Here is a 16,887-nt window from a genome sequence, read left to right as displayed (position 1 = left end):
ATCAAAGGATAGTTCCAGTGACAAGTTAGAGATTATTGGATATTTGGAGGTACTAAAATTTCATAGCCTCTAGGTGTTTCTTCAATCATGGCATTGCGTGGTGCACGCAACAAATTTTTAACATATAGTATGTCGATTAAACAAATACTGCAATGACATCCAAGCAATAAGCACGAATAATGTGTGTATTGTGGAAAGGAATAGGCTACATAAATCAATATAGAATTTATAAGTAAAAAAGGTAGAATTAACACGAAAATATAGTGTGTTTTAGGAATAATTTCCGTTAATCGCATACGAATAATGGGAACAAATCGATAGTCAATTTTTATTTTTAAACGGACATTTTTGCGATATTTAAATAGTGAAAAATAATGAATAAACTTATGAATGGGGTATAGAAATAGGACAATTAAGAAAAACAACCAAACATAATTATCGGTATACTGTATCGGATCAAAATACCCAAAGAATATAAAAGAGAATGAAAATACAAGTATAAAAACAATAATTGCCCACAAAGTTAGTCGAGTTGTCCCGTATTCATGTTTTATGTTGATTGTTTTCCAACAATGCATCGAAATGGCTCCTTTTTTACTTGTTAGTAAAAATATTTTAAAGGAAAAAGCAAAGTTATGCCACTTTCGTTGGATAGTTATTTAAAAATATATGTAATTTGATTCTATAAATAAAAAAAGAGTGTTATATAAACACTCAAAATCTATCTGGCGATTATTTCCTTTTCTTTCTCGTGCATATTATCAAAAACTTCGTTGTAATTTTTGAAGGAACGCTCGAAAATTTCTACAAAATCATCGCCGTAAATATTTCGAATAACAGCCATTACATCAAGAAACTCTGGGAATCTACCATACAATTCTTTTAATGGAAGAGAGCCATCAAGAATAGAATGTGGTGTATCAAGATAACATTTATTCATCTGAACGATTAGTTCAGCTCCAGCTTCAGTAAGTTCAATGTAAGTATTTCGTTTGTCGTCATCACGTTTAGAGAATTTTAAATATCCTCGCTCCTCTAATTTCTTAGAAAAGTTAAATGCAGTGGAAACATGCATCACACCAAATCTAGCAACATCTGATATAGATGCCCCTTTTAAATGATGAGAAATCCACAAAATATGGTGTTCGTTGATATTTAAGTCAAATGGTTTAATCCAAAGTTGCCAGTCTTTTTCAACAGCTTTCCATAAAGCTTTTGATAAATGTCCAATTCTTTGACTATAAAGCATTGCTTCTTTTAATGTATAAGATTCTTCAGACAAAGAAATCACCTTCTACTTTCATGGCATTTTAAAATATTATAGCAATAAAAGAAAAAAGTTTAAAGTTAGAAAAATAGAATAATTGAATTCTGATTAAAAAATGTTATTTTTTCATAAAAAAAGATAATAAATTGATATCGAGAACGTTAAATGTAGGTAATTTTACACAATTTGAAAAATTCAAAAAATACTATTTCTTGTTGATTTTGTCTAAATTTTTCTCGATTTCTGCAATGGAATTCTGTAAACCTTCTAATTCCTGTTTTAATTTTATTGCACCGGGTTCGATTTCGTGGCTATATTTGGTAATGGACTGTTTTAAGTCCGATATTATATTAGGGATATTATTTTTCACTTCATTTTTCAATTGAACAACAGCTACTTTGAGAGATGCTGTTTTTTGTATTAAATCGTTTACATTATCTTTAGCTATTTTTGTATTTCTTGATATATTTGAACGAAGTTGATCACCTGATTGTGGTGCAGTTAAAATGGCTGCAGTAAGTCCTCCGACTAATCCAGCAGTTACCCCTAATAAAAAAGTTTTCGTTTTCATTTCATCCAGCTCCTTACAAGATACTATGTGTAGTCATTGCCAAAATTATAATTCCTAACAGCTAAATTATACTATGAAAATGTAAAGAAAAAGAAGCTATCTAAATAAATTAGATAGCTTCTTTAAAAATTCGTTTGATTATGCCTGAGTTGCTGCGGTAATGAATTTTGATCGTTTTAAGATGTTTGTAATAATTGGATAGATGATGAAAAATGCTAGAGCATTTAAACCACCTGTTACTAATACTACAGTTACAAATAAAGCAGCAAATGATTCTGGTGGTAAATTTGCAATTAGTATTGCTGAAATTAAAAAGATTGTTCCAGATAAAATCGTACCTAATCCGACAAGTAAAGTGGAAACGATAAGATTTGTTACTAAATGTTTTAATAATAGAACAACTACTAAAAATACGATACCAGTTATTAATTTATCAATGATATTTGGAACAAATCCTCCAGGGAACGTTGAAAATAAACCAGATAACACACCGGTAGAAATTGATAGTACAAACATTTCCTTAAATGTTGGGAATAATAAAATTCCGATGAACATCATTAAAACCATAAAGTCTGGTTTCATTCCTCCACCGTAGCCAGGAATGACAAAGTATAACACTGTGCCAACCCCTACTAATAACGCCATTATTACAAGATTCTTTGTATTCATTTTTCTCTCTCCTCTAAGCTATTCTAAGCTATTTGCCTGTCTTACATTTCCTAACGTGTTCTCGTAACCGTTAGCGAAATATAGTTATTCATGATTTTAATTGTTATATAAATATTTTGCAACCTAATTTAATAGAATAGTATAGAGATTTTCTATTATTAAATTAGGCATTTAAATTTTCTTTAATTTTTTCTGCGACTGTACCTAAGACATCGAAAGTGAATTCACTTTGTTTTGTTTCCCATTTCATTTTTAATCCATCTGTTTCATCGTAGCGAGGGATAAAATGTAAATGATAATGGAATACAGTTTGACCTGCAAAAGCTCCGTTATTATTTAACGTATTCATGCCAACAGGATTAAATGCTGATTTTATTGCACCAGCAATTTTAGGAGCAACAGCATACAAATTTCTTGCAACATCTTCAGGCATTTCAAAGATGTCTTTTACATGTTGTTTTGGAATTAAAAGTGTATGACCTTTCGTAAGTGGTGACACATCCATGAACGCTAACACATGGTCATCCTCATAAACTTTTGTGCTTGGTATGGAACCATCAATTATTTTACAGAAAATGCAATCAGACATATAAAACATCCTCTCATGACAAGTTTTAGTAATAATTATAAGTTTAGCATATGTTAACTGATTACATTCACATTTTTTGTTAAACTAAATATAAGGATAGGAGTGAAAAAAATGGCATTGCTAGAATTAACAGATGTAACAGGTGGCTATACTCGGAAACCAGTAATTAATAACTTATCTTTTACCATTAAACAAGGAGAATTGGTGGGGCTAATAGGGTTGAATGGTGCTGGGAAAAGTACCACAATCAAACATATCATTGGAACATTAATTCCACAAAAAGGTCATATTAAAATCAATGGCATCTCTTTAAAGGATGATATTGAAACCTATCGTTCATCATTTTCATATATTCCAGAAACCCCAGTTTTATATGATGAGCTAACATTGAAGGAACATTTAGAATTAACAGCAATGGCTTATGGAATAGACGAAAAGACGATGAAGGAACGTTCTGAGCAATTATTAAAAGAATTTCGTATGGAAAAGCGTCTTAATTGGTTCCCATCTCATTTTTCAAAAGGGATGCGACAAAAAGTAATGATTATGTGTGCATTTTTAGTTGAGCCACTGCTTTATATTATTGACGAACCATTTGTTGGCCTTGACCCATTAGGGATACAATCTTTGCTAGATCAAATGGATAACAAGAAAAAAGAAGGCGCTTCTATACTAATGTCAACACACATTTTATCGACTGCTGAAAAACATTGTGATCGCATTATATTACTTCATGAAGGACGAGTTCGTGCGCAAGGAACGATGGATGATTTAAGAAATGCCTTTCAAATGCCAAATGCTACACTGGATGATTTGTACATTGCCATGACGAAGGAGCAAGACAATGAATAGTTTGTCACATGTTTGGGCGAAAAGGTTTCAATATTATCTCAATGAAGTCCAAAAATATATGCGCTTCGTTTTTACTGGGCATTTGGCTTTGGTGATGGTATTTGTCATAGGGGCAGTTGGATATCAATATAGTGAATGGCTAAAAATCGTTGAAAATCAATTTCCTGCTGAATGGTTAATCGCAATCATTGTTGGGCTAATTTTAGGTTTTAGTCGCCCTGTCACATTGCTTCGAGAGCCTGATCAGGTGTATTTATTACCTTTAGAGCTGGAAATGGAGAATTATTTTAAAAAAGCACTAAATTGGACATTTTGGTCTCAAATTTTAACCGTTTCAGTTGTTTATATTATTGGAATTCCATTACTCAATAAGGTGACTGAGTTAACACCAACACAAGTCTGGATTGGGTTAGCATTAGTCATTGTGTTGAAATATTTAAACGTTCAAATTGAATTTAATTTCAGGTATGCAATACGGGGGAAAAACGTAATACTCGATCGTTTCATTCGAATTGTTTTTTCAATTTTAGCGATACAAACGATTTTAACGGAATTTTATCCACTTACCCTGTTATATCTGGCTTTACTAATATTTTATTATTTTAGTTGGAAACGTAGCGTGAAGGAGCAACCTATTCCGTATGAGCATTTTGTAAAACTAGAAGAAAATCGGATGAAGGCATTTTATCGATTTGCGAATTATTTTACAGATGTTCCTCATTTAAAAGGTGCGATTCGTAAACGCTCTTGGTTGAATTTTATTTATTTCTTTGTGCCTTACACAAAAAACAATACACAAGGTTATTTAGTATTCCGCACTTTTGTACGAACAGATGATCATTTTTACTTATGGGTAAGACTTACGGCAATTTCTGCCCTCGTTGCAGCATTTGTGGAAATTCCAATAGTAATATTAATCGTCACTGCTGCATTAGCATTTGCTACTACAATTCAATTAAAATACGCTCTGTTGTCCTCTAGTGATTTTCGAATGGACATGCTTTTCCCTATAGCAAAAGATTCCAGAGTAAAAGCTGTACAAAAATTAATTCGTGTTTTCATAGTTATACAGGCAGTGATTGTTTTATTATGTTCTATTGGAGATGCGCTTTTTTATGTACCACCACTTTTAATATTGTTAATAAGTGAGCTTACATTTTATTTAACAAAAAATCCAAATCAATAATGGAAAAATCCTAATCATAAGAGTCTTTCTTACGATTAGGATTTTTCATTTATAGAGTTGAAACAAGGATAAATTGAACATCTGTATTACTACTATTCCACCAGTAATGATTTTTGCTTGAATCTAGCATAATGGAATCCCTTTCATTTAATTCGTATATTTTCCCTTCAATTGAAACAGTTAGGACACCAGATAAAACATAAATAAATTCATGGCCAAAATGGGTAAATTCAGTGCCTTGATTTTCTTTTGGTTGGAGAGTTACGAGAATTGGATGGAAGGATGCACCTTTAATATTCTTTGATAAGTCTTCATAAAAAAAGGGAAAATTATTAGTTGAACTATCATGTTTACTGTTAGCGAAAAATATACTTGGATTAACATTAAGGGCATCACTTATTTTCCTTAATGACTCCAATGTCACATTGCATTTATTCCTTTCAACCTGTGATAAGAAGCTTATGGAAACACCTGTTTTTTCAGAAAGAGTTTTCAAGGTCATTTTATGTGTTTTTCTTAAATATCGTAGCTGTTCACCAATTGTCATACGAACACATCCTAAAAAATAATTAAAAAAATTATACTCTAGTATTATTTTATACTCAAACTAAAATTAAAATATTGACTGAAAAATAAGAATAGAATAATAATTTAATTGTAGATTTAAAGTGTTGCTTTAATTCACCGCAATTTTATTTATTTTTTTATCCAAAAATTAAAGTAGCACTTCAATTTATAAAAAATAAGGAGGATTATTGTGAGTAAAAGTCAAATGACGAGAGTTTGGATCGCTAGTTTAGTAGGTAGTTCGATTGAATGGTTTGATTATTTCCTTTATGGTACTGTTGCCGCACTGGTATTTAACCAAATGTTCTTTGCAGCTGAGGATCCGACTGTTGGTTTAATGTTGGCCTATGCATCATTTGCTTTAGCATTCTTTATTCGTCCGTTAGGTGGAATCATTTTCAGTCATATTGGGGATAGAATTGGACGGAAAAAAACACTTGTTTTAACACTCACAATAATGGGAGTTGCAACAGTTTTAATGGGACTACTCCCGACTTATGAAGCGATTGGTGTTGCTGCTCCTATACTTTTAATTACACTGCGATTAATACAAGGTATTGGTATCGGGGGTGAATGGGGAGGATCAGTATTACTTGCGGTTGAATATGCCCCTAAAGACAAACGTGGCTTTTTTGGTGCCTTCCCACAGATGGGGGTAACAATCGGGATGTTTCTAGGGTCTGGGGCATTAACCTTTATTACTTCCGTTGTTTCACCTGAAGCCTTTGTAGCATGGGGCTGGAGAATACCTTTCATTGCTAGTGCATTATTAGTTGTTTTTGGGCTTTGGATACGTAAAGGACTTGATGAGACACCATCCTTTAAAAAGGTACAAGAATCTGGAAATATACCTAAATTGCCAATCGTTGATATTTTTAAAACTCAATGGAAGGAAGTATTTATTGCAGTAGGTGGTAAAGTTGTAGAAACAGCGCCATTTTACATTTTTGCTACCTTCATCGTTTCTTATGGTACGAACAATTTAGGGTTCTCTAACACGGAAGTATTGGTAGCGGTCATGATTGCTACAATTATTACAACAATTCTTATGCCGTTTATGGGTGGGCTTTCTGACAAGTTTGGCCGTAAGAAGGTTTACATTTTTGGAACAGTTGCGATGCTACTCTATGCATTCCCGTATTTCTGGTTATTAGAACAAAGAACCTTTGCAACTTTGCTAATAGCTACAATTTTAGGATTGGGGATTATTTGGGCACCGATTACAGCTGTGTTAGGTACGATGTTTTCTGAAATTTTTGATGCGAAAGTTCGTTATACTGGAGTATCTTTAGGTTATCAAATTGGTGCGGCTGTTGCAGGTGGTACAGCGCCGTTAGTGGCGACTGCACTACTTGTACAGTTCACAATTCCTATATCCCAGTAGCGTTGTATATTATTTTGACTTCTCTTATTTCATTGTTGGCAGTTTGGGCGGTAAAAGAGAAGAGCAATCAAGAGCTAGATGAGTTCGAAGAGGAGAATTCAATAGAAAAATCCATAGTAGAAAACAATGAAACTACAGTAATAAATTAAAAAAATTTTAATGTCATCGGGGTGTGTCAATTGATCGTTCTAAATCAAAAAGAGATTATGAGTTTTTACCATATGAAAGATGCCATAAAGGATGTACGAGATACTCTATTAGCGAAAGTAGAAAGTAAGGTGCAATCGCCACATCGAACAGTATTGGAGTTTCCGCAGAAGGGTGCAACATCCATTTATATGCCGAGTGCTGATTTAGAAAATGATGTGGCGGCAGTAAAGGTTGTTACGATTTTCCCTAACAACCCATCAAAGGGGCTCCCTACAACACAAGGTATTATTGTATTAACAAGTACTGAAAATGGGGAACATCTTGCAGTCATGAATGCTTCCTATTTAACAAGACTTCGAACAGGTGCAATGACTGCCTTAGCAACCGATTCACTTGCAAGAAAAGATGCTAATATATTAACGGTAATTGGCACAGGTGAAATGGCTTTTGAACAAACTATCGGTGTTTTAGCTATTCGAAATATCAATCAACTCCTTTTATTTAACAGAACAATTGAAAAAGCACATCAATTTAGTGAAAAATTAAAAGGATTTGGCGTAGATATTCCAATTGTAATTGCATCAAGTGTGAATGAAGCTGTTAGTAGCGCAGATATTGTATGCTGTGCAACAAAATCGAATACACCAGTGTTTGATGGCAAGTTTTTAAGACCAGGAACGCATGTGAATGGTGTAGGCTCCTATTTGCCTCATATGCATGAGATTGATCGAACGACCATTTCAAAGTCTTCGAAAATTGTCGTTGATGACATTCATGGTGCAAAAGACGAAGCGGGAGAATTAATAGATGCTGAGGAAAATGGAGTATGGTCATTCACCAGTGTGTATGGTGAACTAGAATCATTAGTTAGTGGGCAATTAAAAGGCAGAGAAAATAAAGAAGAAATCACCTTCTTTAAATCAGTCGGAGCATCCTATTACGATTTAGCCGTAGCAAAAGGTGTCTATAAAAAAGCGATAGATTTAAATAAAGGGTTAGCAATTGAAGTGTAAAAATAGGGGGACCAGAAAGCTTTAAAAATTCTGGTCCTTTTTGTATTTGACGCCAGCTTTGAGAAGGGGAGGGCGTTACTGTATGTTTACTTTTTATCGGGAAGCTTTCCAGAAAATGTCGTTACGTAACTAGCTGCATTGAAAATATTTTGTTTTTTTATGCCAGTAGCAGTAGCAGGCTTTGCATGTGCATTTGCAAAGGATTTTGATTGTTTCCATGCATCAAAAGCCTGTTTATTTTCCCATTGTGTTAACACAATATAAGTATCATCTTTAATCGGACGTAATAGTCGAAATGCAACAAAACCGTTCATTTTTTCGATATCTCTTGATCGGTTGAGGAAACGTTGTTCGAAAATTGGACGCCCCTCATCAGCCACAGGAATATTGTTGAATACAAAGTATCCCTTTTGTTGAATGTCATTAACAGAATCGATTACCTCAAACTTACGTGGTGTAGTAAATACGGTTTTCCCTTCAGTTTCATGGAGTAGCGCGGTTTTGTCTGACCCATATAAAATAAACATTGTTTCATTTTCATGTTGTTTTAATATTTTCTCCATGTAATCAGGTGTGCCAAAAGTAAGATATAAGTACACTTGTTTAACCTCCGATCCAATGAATATCAAGTAATTTGTCATAAAATAAAATCAACTCACCGATATTATATTCTAATTGGATAGAATAAGTCTTGTATCCACATTTAATCCTTTTGTACTGTTAATTTCTTGGGTGTCAATATTCGCTATGATTTAGTTCGATATTTTGCATCATATTTCAATTAAATTGAGTTTTTTGTATAGTAAAATGAAACAGAATTGTTACTAATTAATGAACAATTTTATGACATTTAGTCCATAAAACTATACAATATAATAGGAAAAGTTTATATTGGAGAACGGATAACAATGGTAAGTAGAAAAAAGTAGGTTTAACTTAAAAGTTAGAATAAAAATGAGTTTTCAAGCATTATTACTAAATTTCATTGAAACTTTGAGGGAAGGAAATAGTTTAAAATGAGAGCAATTAATGACACATTATTGCGTGCTGCAAGAGGGGAACGAACGGAATATACACCTGTTTGGTATATGCGACAGGCGGGTCGTTCACAGCCTGAATACAGAGCGATTAAAGAAAAATACTCTTTAGAAGAAATTACACATCAACCAGAATTGTGCGCATATGTGACACGTCTACCTGTTGAAAATTATGACGTTGATGCTGCAATTTTATATAAAGATATTGTAACGCCACTTCCTGGGATTGGTGTAGATGTGAAAATTAAAGCAGGAGTTGGACCGGTAATTTCAAACCCAATTCGTTCAATGAAGGATATTGAACGCCTAGGTGAATTTAACCCGAAAGCGCATACACCTTTTGTTTTGGAAACAATTAAATTACTAACGGAAGAACAGCTAAATGTACCTTTAATCGGATTTGCGGGTGCACCATTTACACTAGCTAGCTATATGATTGAAGGAGGACCTTCAAGAAACTATGCGAAAACAAAATCCTTTATGGTGTCAGAGCCAGTTGCATGGTTTGCCTTAATGGATAAGTTAGGCGATATGGTCATTGCAGATATTACTGCGCAAGTGGAGGCAGGAGCAAAAGCAATTCAAATATTTGATTCTTGGGTTGGCGCTTTAAGCGTTGAAGATTATCGTGTGTTTATTAAACCGATTATGACTAGAATATTTGCAGAATTACAAAAAGAAAATGTACCATTAATATTATTTGGAGTAGGGGCAAGTCATTTAGTTAATGAATGGAATGACCTTCCGATTGATGTATTAGGATTAGATTGGCGTATGCCGATTCGAAAAGCTCGTGAAATGGGCGTTACAAAAGCTGTTCAAGGAAACTTAGATCCAACTTTATTACTTGCAAATTGGTCAGTGATTGAACAACGTGCGAGAGATATTATTGATCAAGGTCTTGAAATACCTGGTCATATTTTTAATTTGGGCCACGGTGTGTTCCCGGAAGTGGATCCAGCAGTTTTAAAACGACTAACAACATTTATACATGATTATAGTAGAGAAAAAGTTGCTCAACTAGGACAATAATATTTTGAGGTGAAAACATTGAAACCAGTTCATGGACTACTAGTAATGGCATACGGAACGCCATACAAAGAAGAAGACATCGAAAGATATTACACACATATTCGACATGGTCGTAAACCATCTGAAGAACATATAGAAGATTTGAAAAGTCGTTATAAAGCAATTGGAGGGTTATCTCCACTTGCGAAAATGACAGAAAAACAAGCTCAGGCACTTTGTGAACGTCTAAACGAGGTGCAGGACGAAGTGGAATACAAATTATATATTGGTTTAAAACATATTGAGCCGTTTATTGAAGATGCAGTAGAAGCAATGGTAAAAGACGGTATTGAAGAAGCAGTTTCAATTGTTCTTGCTCCACACTTCTCAACCTTCTCTATCAAAACATATAATGGTCGTGCACAGGAAACAATCGATAAATTAGGAAGCTCATTAAAATTAACTTCTGTAGAAGCATGGTATGATGAACCAAAATTTATCGAGTATTGGAAACAGGCTGTGGATGCAGCATTTGCTGAAATGCCGGAAGAAGAAAGAGAAAAAGCTTGTTTAATCGTTTCAAACCATTCTCTACCGGAAAAAATCAAACAATCTGGTGACCCATATGAAGATCAATTATTTGCTACAGCAAAATTGATTAAAGATGCAACTGGTGTGAAAAATGTTGAAGTAGGCTGGCAATCAGCTGGTCAAACACCAGAACCTTGGTTAGGACCAGACGTTCAAGATTTAACACGTGAATTGTTTGAAGAAAAAGGATTCCGTTCATTTGTTTACGTACCTGTAGGCTTTGTAACAGAACATTTAGAAGTACTATATGATAATGATTATGAGTGTAAAGTAGTATGTGAAGAATTAGGTGCAAATTATCGTAGACCTCCTATGCCAAATACACACCCATTATTTATCGACGCGATGGTGGATGCGATTTTTAGAAGAATAGCTAACTAATTTAGGAAGCGTGATGAAGGTGACTTTAAATAGAAAAAAAGTTGCCGTTATAGGCGGTGGGATAACTGGTTTAACGGCAGCGTTTTATTTGCAAAAAATAGCAGAGCAAAATAACTTGCCGTTAGACATTATTTTAATAGAATCATCTTTACGCCTAGGAGGTAAAATACAAACCTTAAGGAAAGATGGTTTTATTATTGAACGAGGCCCCGAATCCTTTTTAGACTATTCAAAGAATGTACGAGAATTAGCACGTGATTTGGATATTGAAGATCAATTAATTAGGAACAACGAAGGGAAAACGTATGTTGCGGTAGGTAGTGGGTTGTATCCCATTCCAAATAGCTTAATGTTTGGTGGACCACTCGGTGTTTCCTCCTTTATGACTTCAGGCTTAATATCTTTAAGTGGAAAGCTTCGAGCTGCGGGTGATCTGATACTTCCGAAAAAGGAAGTGGAGGATGAGCCAATAGGGGATTTCTTCAGAAGAAGATTTGGTCAGGAAGTTGTTGAAAATCTTGTAGAGCCGCTTCTAGCGGGTACATTTGCTGGTGATATCGATCATTTAAGTATCCAGGCAATGTTTCCACATTTTTATGAGATTGAAAAACAGCATAGAAGCCTAATAGTTGGATTGAAAAAGGAAAGTCAATCTGAAAATAAAAAAGTCGCAGAATCCTATGAAACATTTCATAATGGATTAGCAACGTTAATCGAATCATTGGAATCGCATCTTCAAGCTAAATCAATTTTTAAAGGTGTTAAAGTTGAAAAGATTGAAGAAGAAAATGAACAATATAAAATTCATTTAAATAATATGGCGCCTATAAAATGTGATTCTGTCATATTAACGACACCATACAATGTGGCAAAAGATATTCTCAAAGATTTTAACATTTTAGATGAACTGCCAAAAATGAATTATTCAACAATTGCTACTGTGACAATGGCTTTTAAGAGAGATGAAAATCTACTGAAAAAGGATGCTATGACGTTTTTCGTTTCACGCAATAGTAATTACGCGATTACAACATGTACATGGTGTAATCATAAATGGAATAATGTAGCTCCAGAAGGTTACGACTTGTTCCGTGTTTATATTGGTCGACTCGGTGATGAAGCAATTGTAGACTTGTCAGATACTGATATTGAAAAGACAGTATTAAGCGATCTACAAAAATCCATTGGTATAATGGAATCACCAATATTTACAGTTGTTTCGCGATGGAAACAAGCGATGCCACAGTATGCGGTAGGGCATGAATCGCGAATGGAAAAGTTGAAACAGTCTTTAACTGAAGAATATCCTCAAATTAAATTGGTCGGGAGCTCTTATGATGGCATCAGTATACCTGATTGCATATCGCAGGGGAAAAAGGCTGCTTTGGAAATGATTGAGTCGATATTTGAAAAGCAATTTATTTAAGCTTTAAAAAAGTAGACAAAGTCGTAGCAGACTTTGTCTACTTTTTTCTTACTTAAATGATTTTATTGCAGTGTATCAACATATTGCCCTATTTTTTTCATTTAAACTTCACAAATATGAAGTAAGATTTTTAGTAGAGGTGATGTCCATCGTATGAAAAAAGCAATTGTATTCTCGCTACTTTTTGTTTTAAGTATCATATCAGGCTGTTCGAAAGACAGCTTCACACCTATTAATTATCATCAGTCCTTTGTAGCATCAATAAACATTTCAGATCCATCCATTGCATTTTACGATCATAGAGGAGAAGAAATAGCAAAATGGTCTTTTGATAATAGTTATACAGGTGGAGTTCTTCTTCAGCAAGATCGATTATTGCTTTATGGCCATCAGCTGACGAAGGTCGATATTTATGAACTTTCATCTGGAAAGCATTTAAAATCCATTGATACTGGGGTAGGCATCACCAATGCTTATTTTGATGAAGCTCACAAAATATTGTTTTTAGCAAATAGTCATACGAATACAGTCACGAGCTTCGATGAACATGGGAATTTGCTTAAGGAATGTACGTTAGGTGACTATCCAATGTCTATGACATCATATAATGGACAACTGTATGTCATTAATTATAAAGACACGAAGCTATCAATTATAAACATCAAGACAATGGAAATAGAAGAAGAATGGACTATAGAAAAATCGTCTAATGGAATACTCATCATACCTGAAAAAAATGAAGTGTGGATAGGTGGGCATGGTGAGGGGAGTCATGCAAATCAGTCGGTAAGTGTTCTTAATTTAACAAATGGAAAGCTTCTAGGCCAAATTGATGTATCCATAATGCCTGTAGGTTTTGCAAGAAATGACGATGAAATTTACATTATTAATCATGGTGCCAATGAATTATATGCCACCAATTTAAATGGAGAATTGTTATGGAAATGTGAAGTTGGAGCAAATCCATTTGCCATTGCATCCTTTTATGAACAAGTTGTTGTAGCAGGCTTTGATGATCATAAATTGTACTTTTTGAAGGATGAAAAGATTATCAAAACAGTCGAAACAGGTAGGGGACCTTTTCAGCTACTCGTAAGGGAGGTTAAATCGTGACTACAGTATTAGTTGTTGATGATGAAAAGGATATGCGAAATTTAGTGGAAGTCATGTTATCAAAATCAAATATGAAAACAATCGCTGTTTCAAATGGTATTGATGCCTATATAGAAATTGATAATGGCGGAATTGACCTCGTTTTATTGGATGTAATGATGCCTGGTGAAGATGGCTTTACAGTATGTCAAAATATCCGTAAATTATCACCAATACCTATTATTTTCTTAACTGCACGAGACGCTAATGATGATAAAGTAAAGGGTTTAACGATTGGAGCAGACGACTATCTCGTTAAACCCTTTACAGCAAGTGAGCTTGTAGCAAGAATAAATGCAGTATTAAGAAGAACGAGTGGAGAAATGACGGTTTCACCTAAACAAAAATTAATTGAAAGTGGGATTATAAAATTAGATGAAATCTCACGAAAAGTATATGTAAATGAAAACAGTGTACCTTTAACGCTCAAAGAATTCGAACTGCTCTATCTATTTATAAAAAACCCGAATATTGTTTATTCAAGGGAACAATTACTCGATAGAATATGGGATATGGATTATGCAGGTGGTACAAGAACCGTTGATACCCATATTAAAACATTAAGATTAAAGCTAGCAAAAGAATCAAAGGAAGCAAGCGAATATATTCAAACGGTGTGGGGCGTTGGATATCGCTTTGAAAAAAGTAAATGAAAAAGCTTTCAACAAAAATATGGTTGTTGATATTACTATTTTTAACTGTCACTGTCATCTTTATGGTATTGTTTACTGATTTTTTATATGAACGCTTATATGTAAGCGATTCAGAGCAGTCGATGATTGAAGTGGGCGAAAAGCTCCAGTCCTTATATAAAGGTGGAAAGGTTACGGATGAATTAGTAGATAAAATTGAAGAGTATAACCTGTTTTCAAATTTCAATGTATTTGCTGTTCGAAATCCGAGAGAATTAAGTGCCTGTGTACCTTTTGAAATTGATTACGATACTCTAATAGGTCCGGATGAAAGACAACAATTACTTCAAGGTAAATCCATCACGAAAATAGGTTATGAACAGCGATTTGATCGTGAAGTGATATCGGTTATTTTACCCTTTACAGATCAAAATCGTTTAGAAGGTATTCTTTACCTCTATTACCCTTTAGCTAAAATATCAGAGTTAGCTAATACAGAAGTATTAGTATTAATCACTAGTGTTGTACTATTTTCAATGCTGATCGCATTCTTTGTACATAAAGGGTTAAGGCGTATTATGAGACCGCTGAACGAACTTCACCAAGCTGTTGAAAAAATGTCTGAAGGAGATTATCATACACGTGTTCAAGTTGCGTCTTCTGATGAAATTGGCAAGCTTTCAAAGGCTTTTAACGAAATGGCAGACGCTATCCAGCGTGAGGATGAAGAGCGGAAAATCTTTTTAGCAACTGTATCCCATGAATTGCGAACACCGATTAGCTATGTAAAAGGTTATAGTGAAGCGATACAAAATGATTTTATCGAAGGTGCAGAGCGAGAAGAAGCCATCAAATTAATAAATCGAGAAGCCAACCGAATGGAAAGATTAACGAACGAAATTCTCGAGCTGGCTCGCTCAAAGGAACAAGAGGCTATCAACTTATATCCAATTGTCCTTGCTGAAACTATACGTGAGAGTATTACTCTTTTAGAGCATCTTGCGCAGAAAAAAGAGATTTATATACAGACTGATTTAGATGAGAGCATCATTGTACAAGGTGATGAAGAAAAATTAAAACAAATATTTATCAATGTTATTGAAAATGCCATTTGCTATTCAAATGAAGAGTCCACTATTAACGTACTAACGAAGTCAATCAAAGGAAATGCTATTGTTGAAATTGCTGATAAGGGTATCGGCATCCCTAAAGAGGATTTACCATATGTAACTCAAAAGTTCTATAGAGTAAATAAAGCTAGAAGTAGGGCTGATGGTGGAAGTGGATTAGGTTTATCTATCGTAGACCAATTAGTTAAACTGCATCATGGTAAATTATTTATTCAAAGTGAAGAAGGAAAAGGAACGACTGTTACAATAACAGTTCCATTACTGGAGGAATAAAAATGAAAAATTGGTTAATTAGTTTATTTGTGATTTCAGTATTACTTGTAGGTTGTTCATCAGGAGAAACGCCGGCTGCTACAGATGAGATTGATGTTGCGGCATTAGAAGTAAAAGTAGAAATATTAACACCAGAAAAAGTTGAAGTGAATGAACCGGTTCAACTTGTAGCACATGTACAACAAAATGGTGAAAATGTGGATGATGCTGAATGGGTTAAATTTGAAGTTTGGGAATCTGGGTTCCGTGATCAAGGACAAATGATTGAAGGAACATTAGAAGGTGATGGGAAATATGTAGCCGAAATTACTTTTGATCATGACGGCGTATACTATATGTATGCACATACTACAGCTCGTGGAATGCATGTAATGCCGAAGCATCAAATGACTGTTGGAAATCCCGATATGAGTAAAGTGATTGAAGATACAAATGACGATTCTACAATGAATATGGATGATATGGAAGGACACGATTCTTCTGAAATGGATTCATCAGAAATGGAATCCTCTGAAATGCATGAAGGCCATTAGAAATAATAAAAACCTCAAAGCTTGAGCATAGCTTTGAGGTTTTTTTGCGGTTAGGAAAGTATAATTTTTTGAAACCGCATAAGAAAAGACATCCGCTCGACCTATTTGATTCCGAGTCGTGTTTTTCTAATAAGCAATTTAATTATAGATTCATTTATAAATAAGGTGTAAGCAATATTTATAGAAATTTATATTATAGGGAGTGGCATTTGTCACAAGTATTATTGTAGCATTCGCTTTGTTCTTCAATTTTGTCTCCGCATTGAACACAAACCTTTTCAGGTAAGTTTTTGAAAAACTCAACAACATTTTCTAACATGTGTATTGTCCTCCCTTCTGGACATCTGTTATATTATAACCCTTTGTTGTAATCATTGTATTATAACAGTTTTGGTTCGTCAATATGAAAAGAGGAATTTTTTAAAAAATTTTTCGAATACACTAATAGCGTGAAAAAATAGACAAGTAAACTA

The 16,887-nt window shown here is 34.1% G+C and carries 18 protein-coding genes and 1 pseudogene; 11 read left to right on the top strand and 8 right to left on the bottom strand.

Annotated elements, in window-relative coordinates:
• Positions 1-32: 32 nt before the first annotated feature.
• From CD30_RS09395 to CD30_RS09375, 5 genes are all read right to left on the bottom strand, one after another.
• Positions 33-578, bottom strand: coding sequence for a DUF3267 domain-containing protein (locus CD30_RS09395; RefSeq protein ID WP_036175812.1), 546 nt, complete (start codon positions 576-578; stop codon positions 33-35).
• Between the two features lie 143 nt (positions 579-721).
• Positions 722-1,288 carry an HTH-type transcriptional regulator Hpr gene (locus tag CD30_RS09390; protein ID WP_170933651.1) on the bottom strand — a complete coding sequence of 189 codons (567 nt, stop codon included), beginning with the start codon at positions 1,286-1,288 and terminating at the stop codon, positions 722-724.
• Positions 1,289-1,472: 184 nt separating this feature from the next.
• Positions 1,473-1,838: a YtxH domain-containing protein gene (locus tag CD30_RS09385; protein WP_036175806.1), complete on the bottom strand. Its 366-nt coding sequence runs from the start codon at positions 1,836-1,838 to the stop codon at positions 1,473-1,475.
• Between the two features lie 138 nt (positions 1,839-1,976).
• Complete coding sequence (locus tag CD30_RS09380) at positions 1,977-2,507, bottom strand: tryptophan transporter (protein ID WP_036175803.1); 531 nt, start codon at positions 2,505-2,507, stop codon at positions 1,977-1,979.
• A 163-nt stretch (positions 2,508-2,670) separates the two neighbouring features.
• A complete protein-coding gene (locus CD30_RS09375) occupies positions 2,671-3,096 on the bottom strand; it encodes an HIT family protein (RefSeq protein ID WP_036175800.1) in 426 nt (141 codons plus the stop codon).
• Between the two features lie 111 nt (positions 3,097-3,207).
• On the opposite strand from CD30_RS09375, the gene CD30_RS09370 reads away from it, so the two are divergent.
• The gene (locus CD30_RS09370; RefSeq protein WP_036175797.1) at positions 3,208-3,948 is read left to right on the top strand and encodes an ABC transporter ATP-binding protein; all 741 of its coding nucleotides are present in this window, start codon (positions 3,208-3,210) and stop codon (positions 3,946-3,948) included.
• Positions 3,941-5,134, top strand: coding sequence for an ABC transporter permease (locus CD30_RS09365; protein ID WP_036175794.1), 1,194 nt, complete (start codon positions 3,941-3,943; stop codon positions 5,132-5,134). Before CD30_RS09370 ends, CD30_RS09365 begins: the two co-directional genes overlap by 8 nt.
• A gap of 49 nt (positions 5,135-5,183) precedes the next feature.
• Here the strand turns inward: CD30_RS09365 and CD30_RS09360 are convergent, their stop codons facing one another.
• Complete coding sequence (locus CD30_RS09360) at positions 5,184-5,681, bottom strand: helix-turn-helix domain-containing protein (RefSeq protein WP_036175791.1); 498 nt, start codon at positions 5,679-5,681, stop codon at positions 5,184-5,186.
• A gap of 225 nt (positions 5,682-5,906) precedes the next feature.
• On the opposite strand from CD30_RS09360, the pseudogene CD30_RS09355 reads away from it, so the two are divergent.
• Both CD30_RS09355 and CD30_RS09350 read left to right on the top strand, forming a co-directional pair.
• Positions 5,907-7,234, top strand: a pseudogene (locus tag CD30_RS09355) (MFS transporter).
• A 21-nt stretch (positions 7,235-7,255) separates the two neighbouring features.
• Positions 7,256-8,248, top strand: coding sequence for an ornithine cyclodeaminase family protein (locus CD30_RS09350; protein ID WP_408056754.1), 993 nt, complete (start codon positions 7,256-7,258; stop codon positions 8,246-8,248).
• 86 nt (positions 8,249-8,334) lie between these two features.
• Here the strand turns inward: CD30_RS09350 and CD30_RS09345 are convergent, their stop codons facing one another.
• Positions 8,335-8,847 carry an antibiotic biosynthesis monooxygenase family protein gene (locus CD30_RS09345; protein ID WP_036175785.1) on the bottom strand — a complete coding sequence of 171 codons (513 nt, stop codon included), beginning with the start codon at positions 8,845-8,847 and terminating at the stop codon, positions 8,335-8,337.
• 417 nt (positions 8,848-9,264) lie between these two features.
• On the opposite strand from CD30_RS09345, the gene hemE reads away from it, so the two are divergent.
• From hemE to CD30_RS09310, 7 genes are all read left to right on the top strand, one after another.
• Positions 9,265-10,317 carry a uroporphyrinogen decarboxylase gene (gene hemE / locus CD30_RS09340; protein ID WP_036175782.1) on the top strand — a complete coding sequence of 351 codons (1,053 nt, stop codon included), beginning with the start codon at positions 9,265-9,267 and terminating at the stop codon, positions 10,315-10,317.
• An 18-nt stretch (positions 10,318-10,335) separates the two neighbouring features.
• Positions 10,336-11,268: a ferrochelatase gene (gene hemH / locus CD30_RS09335; protein ID WP_036175779.1), complete on the top strand. Its 933-nt coding sequence runs from the start codon at positions 10,336-10,338 to the stop codon at positions 11,266-11,268.
• A gap of 13 nt (positions 11,269-11,281) precedes the next feature.
• Positions 11,282-12,694: a protoporphyrinogen oxidase gene (gene hemY / locus CD30_RS09330; RefSeq protein WP_170933650.1), complete on the top strand. Its 1,413-nt coding sequence runs from the start codon at positions 11,282-11,284 to the stop codon at positions 12,692-12,694.
• A 153-nt stretch (positions 12,695-12,847) separates the two neighbouring features.
• Positions 12,848-13,807 carry a YncE family protein gene (locus CD30_RS09325; RefSeq protein WP_036175773.1) on the top strand — a complete coding sequence of 320 codons (960 nt, stop codon included), beginning with the start codon at positions 12,848-12,850 and terminating at the stop codon, positions 13,805-13,807.
• Positions 13,804-14,499, top strand: coding sequence for a response regulator transcription factor (locus CD30_RS09320; protein WP_036175769.1), 696 nt, complete (start codon positions 13,804-13,806; stop codon positions 14,497-14,499). The genes CD30_RS09325 and CD30_RS09320 overlap by 4 nt, the downstream gene beginning before the upstream one ends.
• Positions 14,496-15,881 carry a sensor histidine kinase gene (locus CD30_RS09315; RefSeq protein WP_036175766.1) on the top strand — a complete coding sequence of 462 codons (1,386 nt, stop codon included), beginning with the start codon at positions 14,496-14,498 and terminating at the stop codon, positions 15,879-15,881. Before CD30_RS09320 ends, CD30_RS09315 begins: the two co-directional genes overlap by 4 nt.
• 2 nt (positions 15,882-15,883) lie before the next feature.
• Positions 15,884-16,414, top strand: a complete 531-nt coding sequence (locus CD30_RS09310; protein WP_036175763.1) for a FixH family protein — start codon at positions 15,884-15,886, stop codon at positions 16,412-16,414.
• 193 nt (positions 16,415-16,607) lie between these two features.
• On the opposite strand, the gene yhfH is transcribed toward CD30_RS09310, so the two are convergent.
• The gene (yhfH, locus tag CD30_RS19770; protein ID WP_084077775.1) at positions 16,608-16,733 is read right to left on the bottom strand and encodes a protein YhfH; all 126 of its coding nucleotides are present in this window, start codon (positions 16,731-16,733) and stop codon (positions 16,608-16,610) included.
• Positions 16,734-16,887: the final 154 nt, after the last annotated feature.

The sequence above is a fragment of the Ureibacillus massiliensis 4400831 = CIP 108448 = CCUG 49529 genome (genome assembly GCF_000772965.1).
GTDB classification, from domain to species: Bacteria; Bacillota; Bacilli; order Bacillales_A; family Planococcaceae; genus Ureibacillus; species Ureibacillus massiliensis.
This window is presented reverse-complemented; position numbering and strand designations above follow the sequence as displayed.

Coding starts and splice junctions, on each gene's coding strand:
- CD30_RS09395 (WP_036175812.1), bottom strand. CDS start 578: ATGCATTGTTGGAAAACAATCAACATAAAACATGAATACGGGACAACT.
- CD30_RS09385 (WP_036175806.1), bottom strand. CDS start 1,838: ATGAAAACGAAAACTTTTTTATTAGGGGTAACTGCTGGATTAGTCGGA.
- CD30_RS09380 (WP_036175803.1), bottom strand. CDS start 2,507: ATGAATACAAAGAATCTTGTAATAATGGCGTTATTAGTAGGGGTTGGC.
- CD30_RS09375 (WP_036175800.1), bottom strand. CDS start 3,096: ATGTCTGATTGCATTTTCTGTAAAATAATTGATGGTTCCATACCAAGC.
- CD30_RS09370 (WP_036175797.1), top strand. CDS start 3,208: ATGGCATTGCTAGAATTAACAGATGTAACAGGTGGCTATACTCGGAAA.
- CD30_RS09365 (WP_036175794.1), top strand. CDS start 3,941: ATGAATAGTTTGTCACATGTTTGGGCGAAAAGGTTTCAATATTATCTC.
- CD30_RS09360 (WP_036175791.1), bottom strand. CDS start 5,681: ATGACAATTGGTGAACAGCTACGATATTTAAGAAAAACACATAAAATG.
- hemE (WP_036175782.1), top strand. CDS start 9,265: ATGAGAGCAATTAATGACACATTATTGCGTGCTGCAAGAGGGGAACGA.
- hemY (WP_170933650.1), top strand. CDS start 11,282: ATGAAGGTGACTTTAAATAGAAAAAAAGTTGCCGTTATAGGCGGTGGG.
- CD30_RS09325 (WP_036175773.1), top strand. CDS start 12,848: ATGAAAAAAGCAATTGTATTCTCGCTACTTTTTGTTTTAAGTATCATA.
- CD30_RS09315 (WP_036175766.1), top strand. CDS start 14,496: ATGAAAAAGCTTTCAACAAAAATATGGTTGTTGATATTACTATTTTTA.
- CD30_RS09310 (WP_036175763.1), top strand. CDS start 15,884: ATGAAAAATTGGTTAATTAGTTTATTTGTGATTTCAGTATTACTTGTA.
- yhfH (WP_084077775.1), bottom strand. CDS start 16,733: ATGTTAGAAAATGTTGTTGAGTTTTTCAAAAACTTACCTGAAAAGGTT.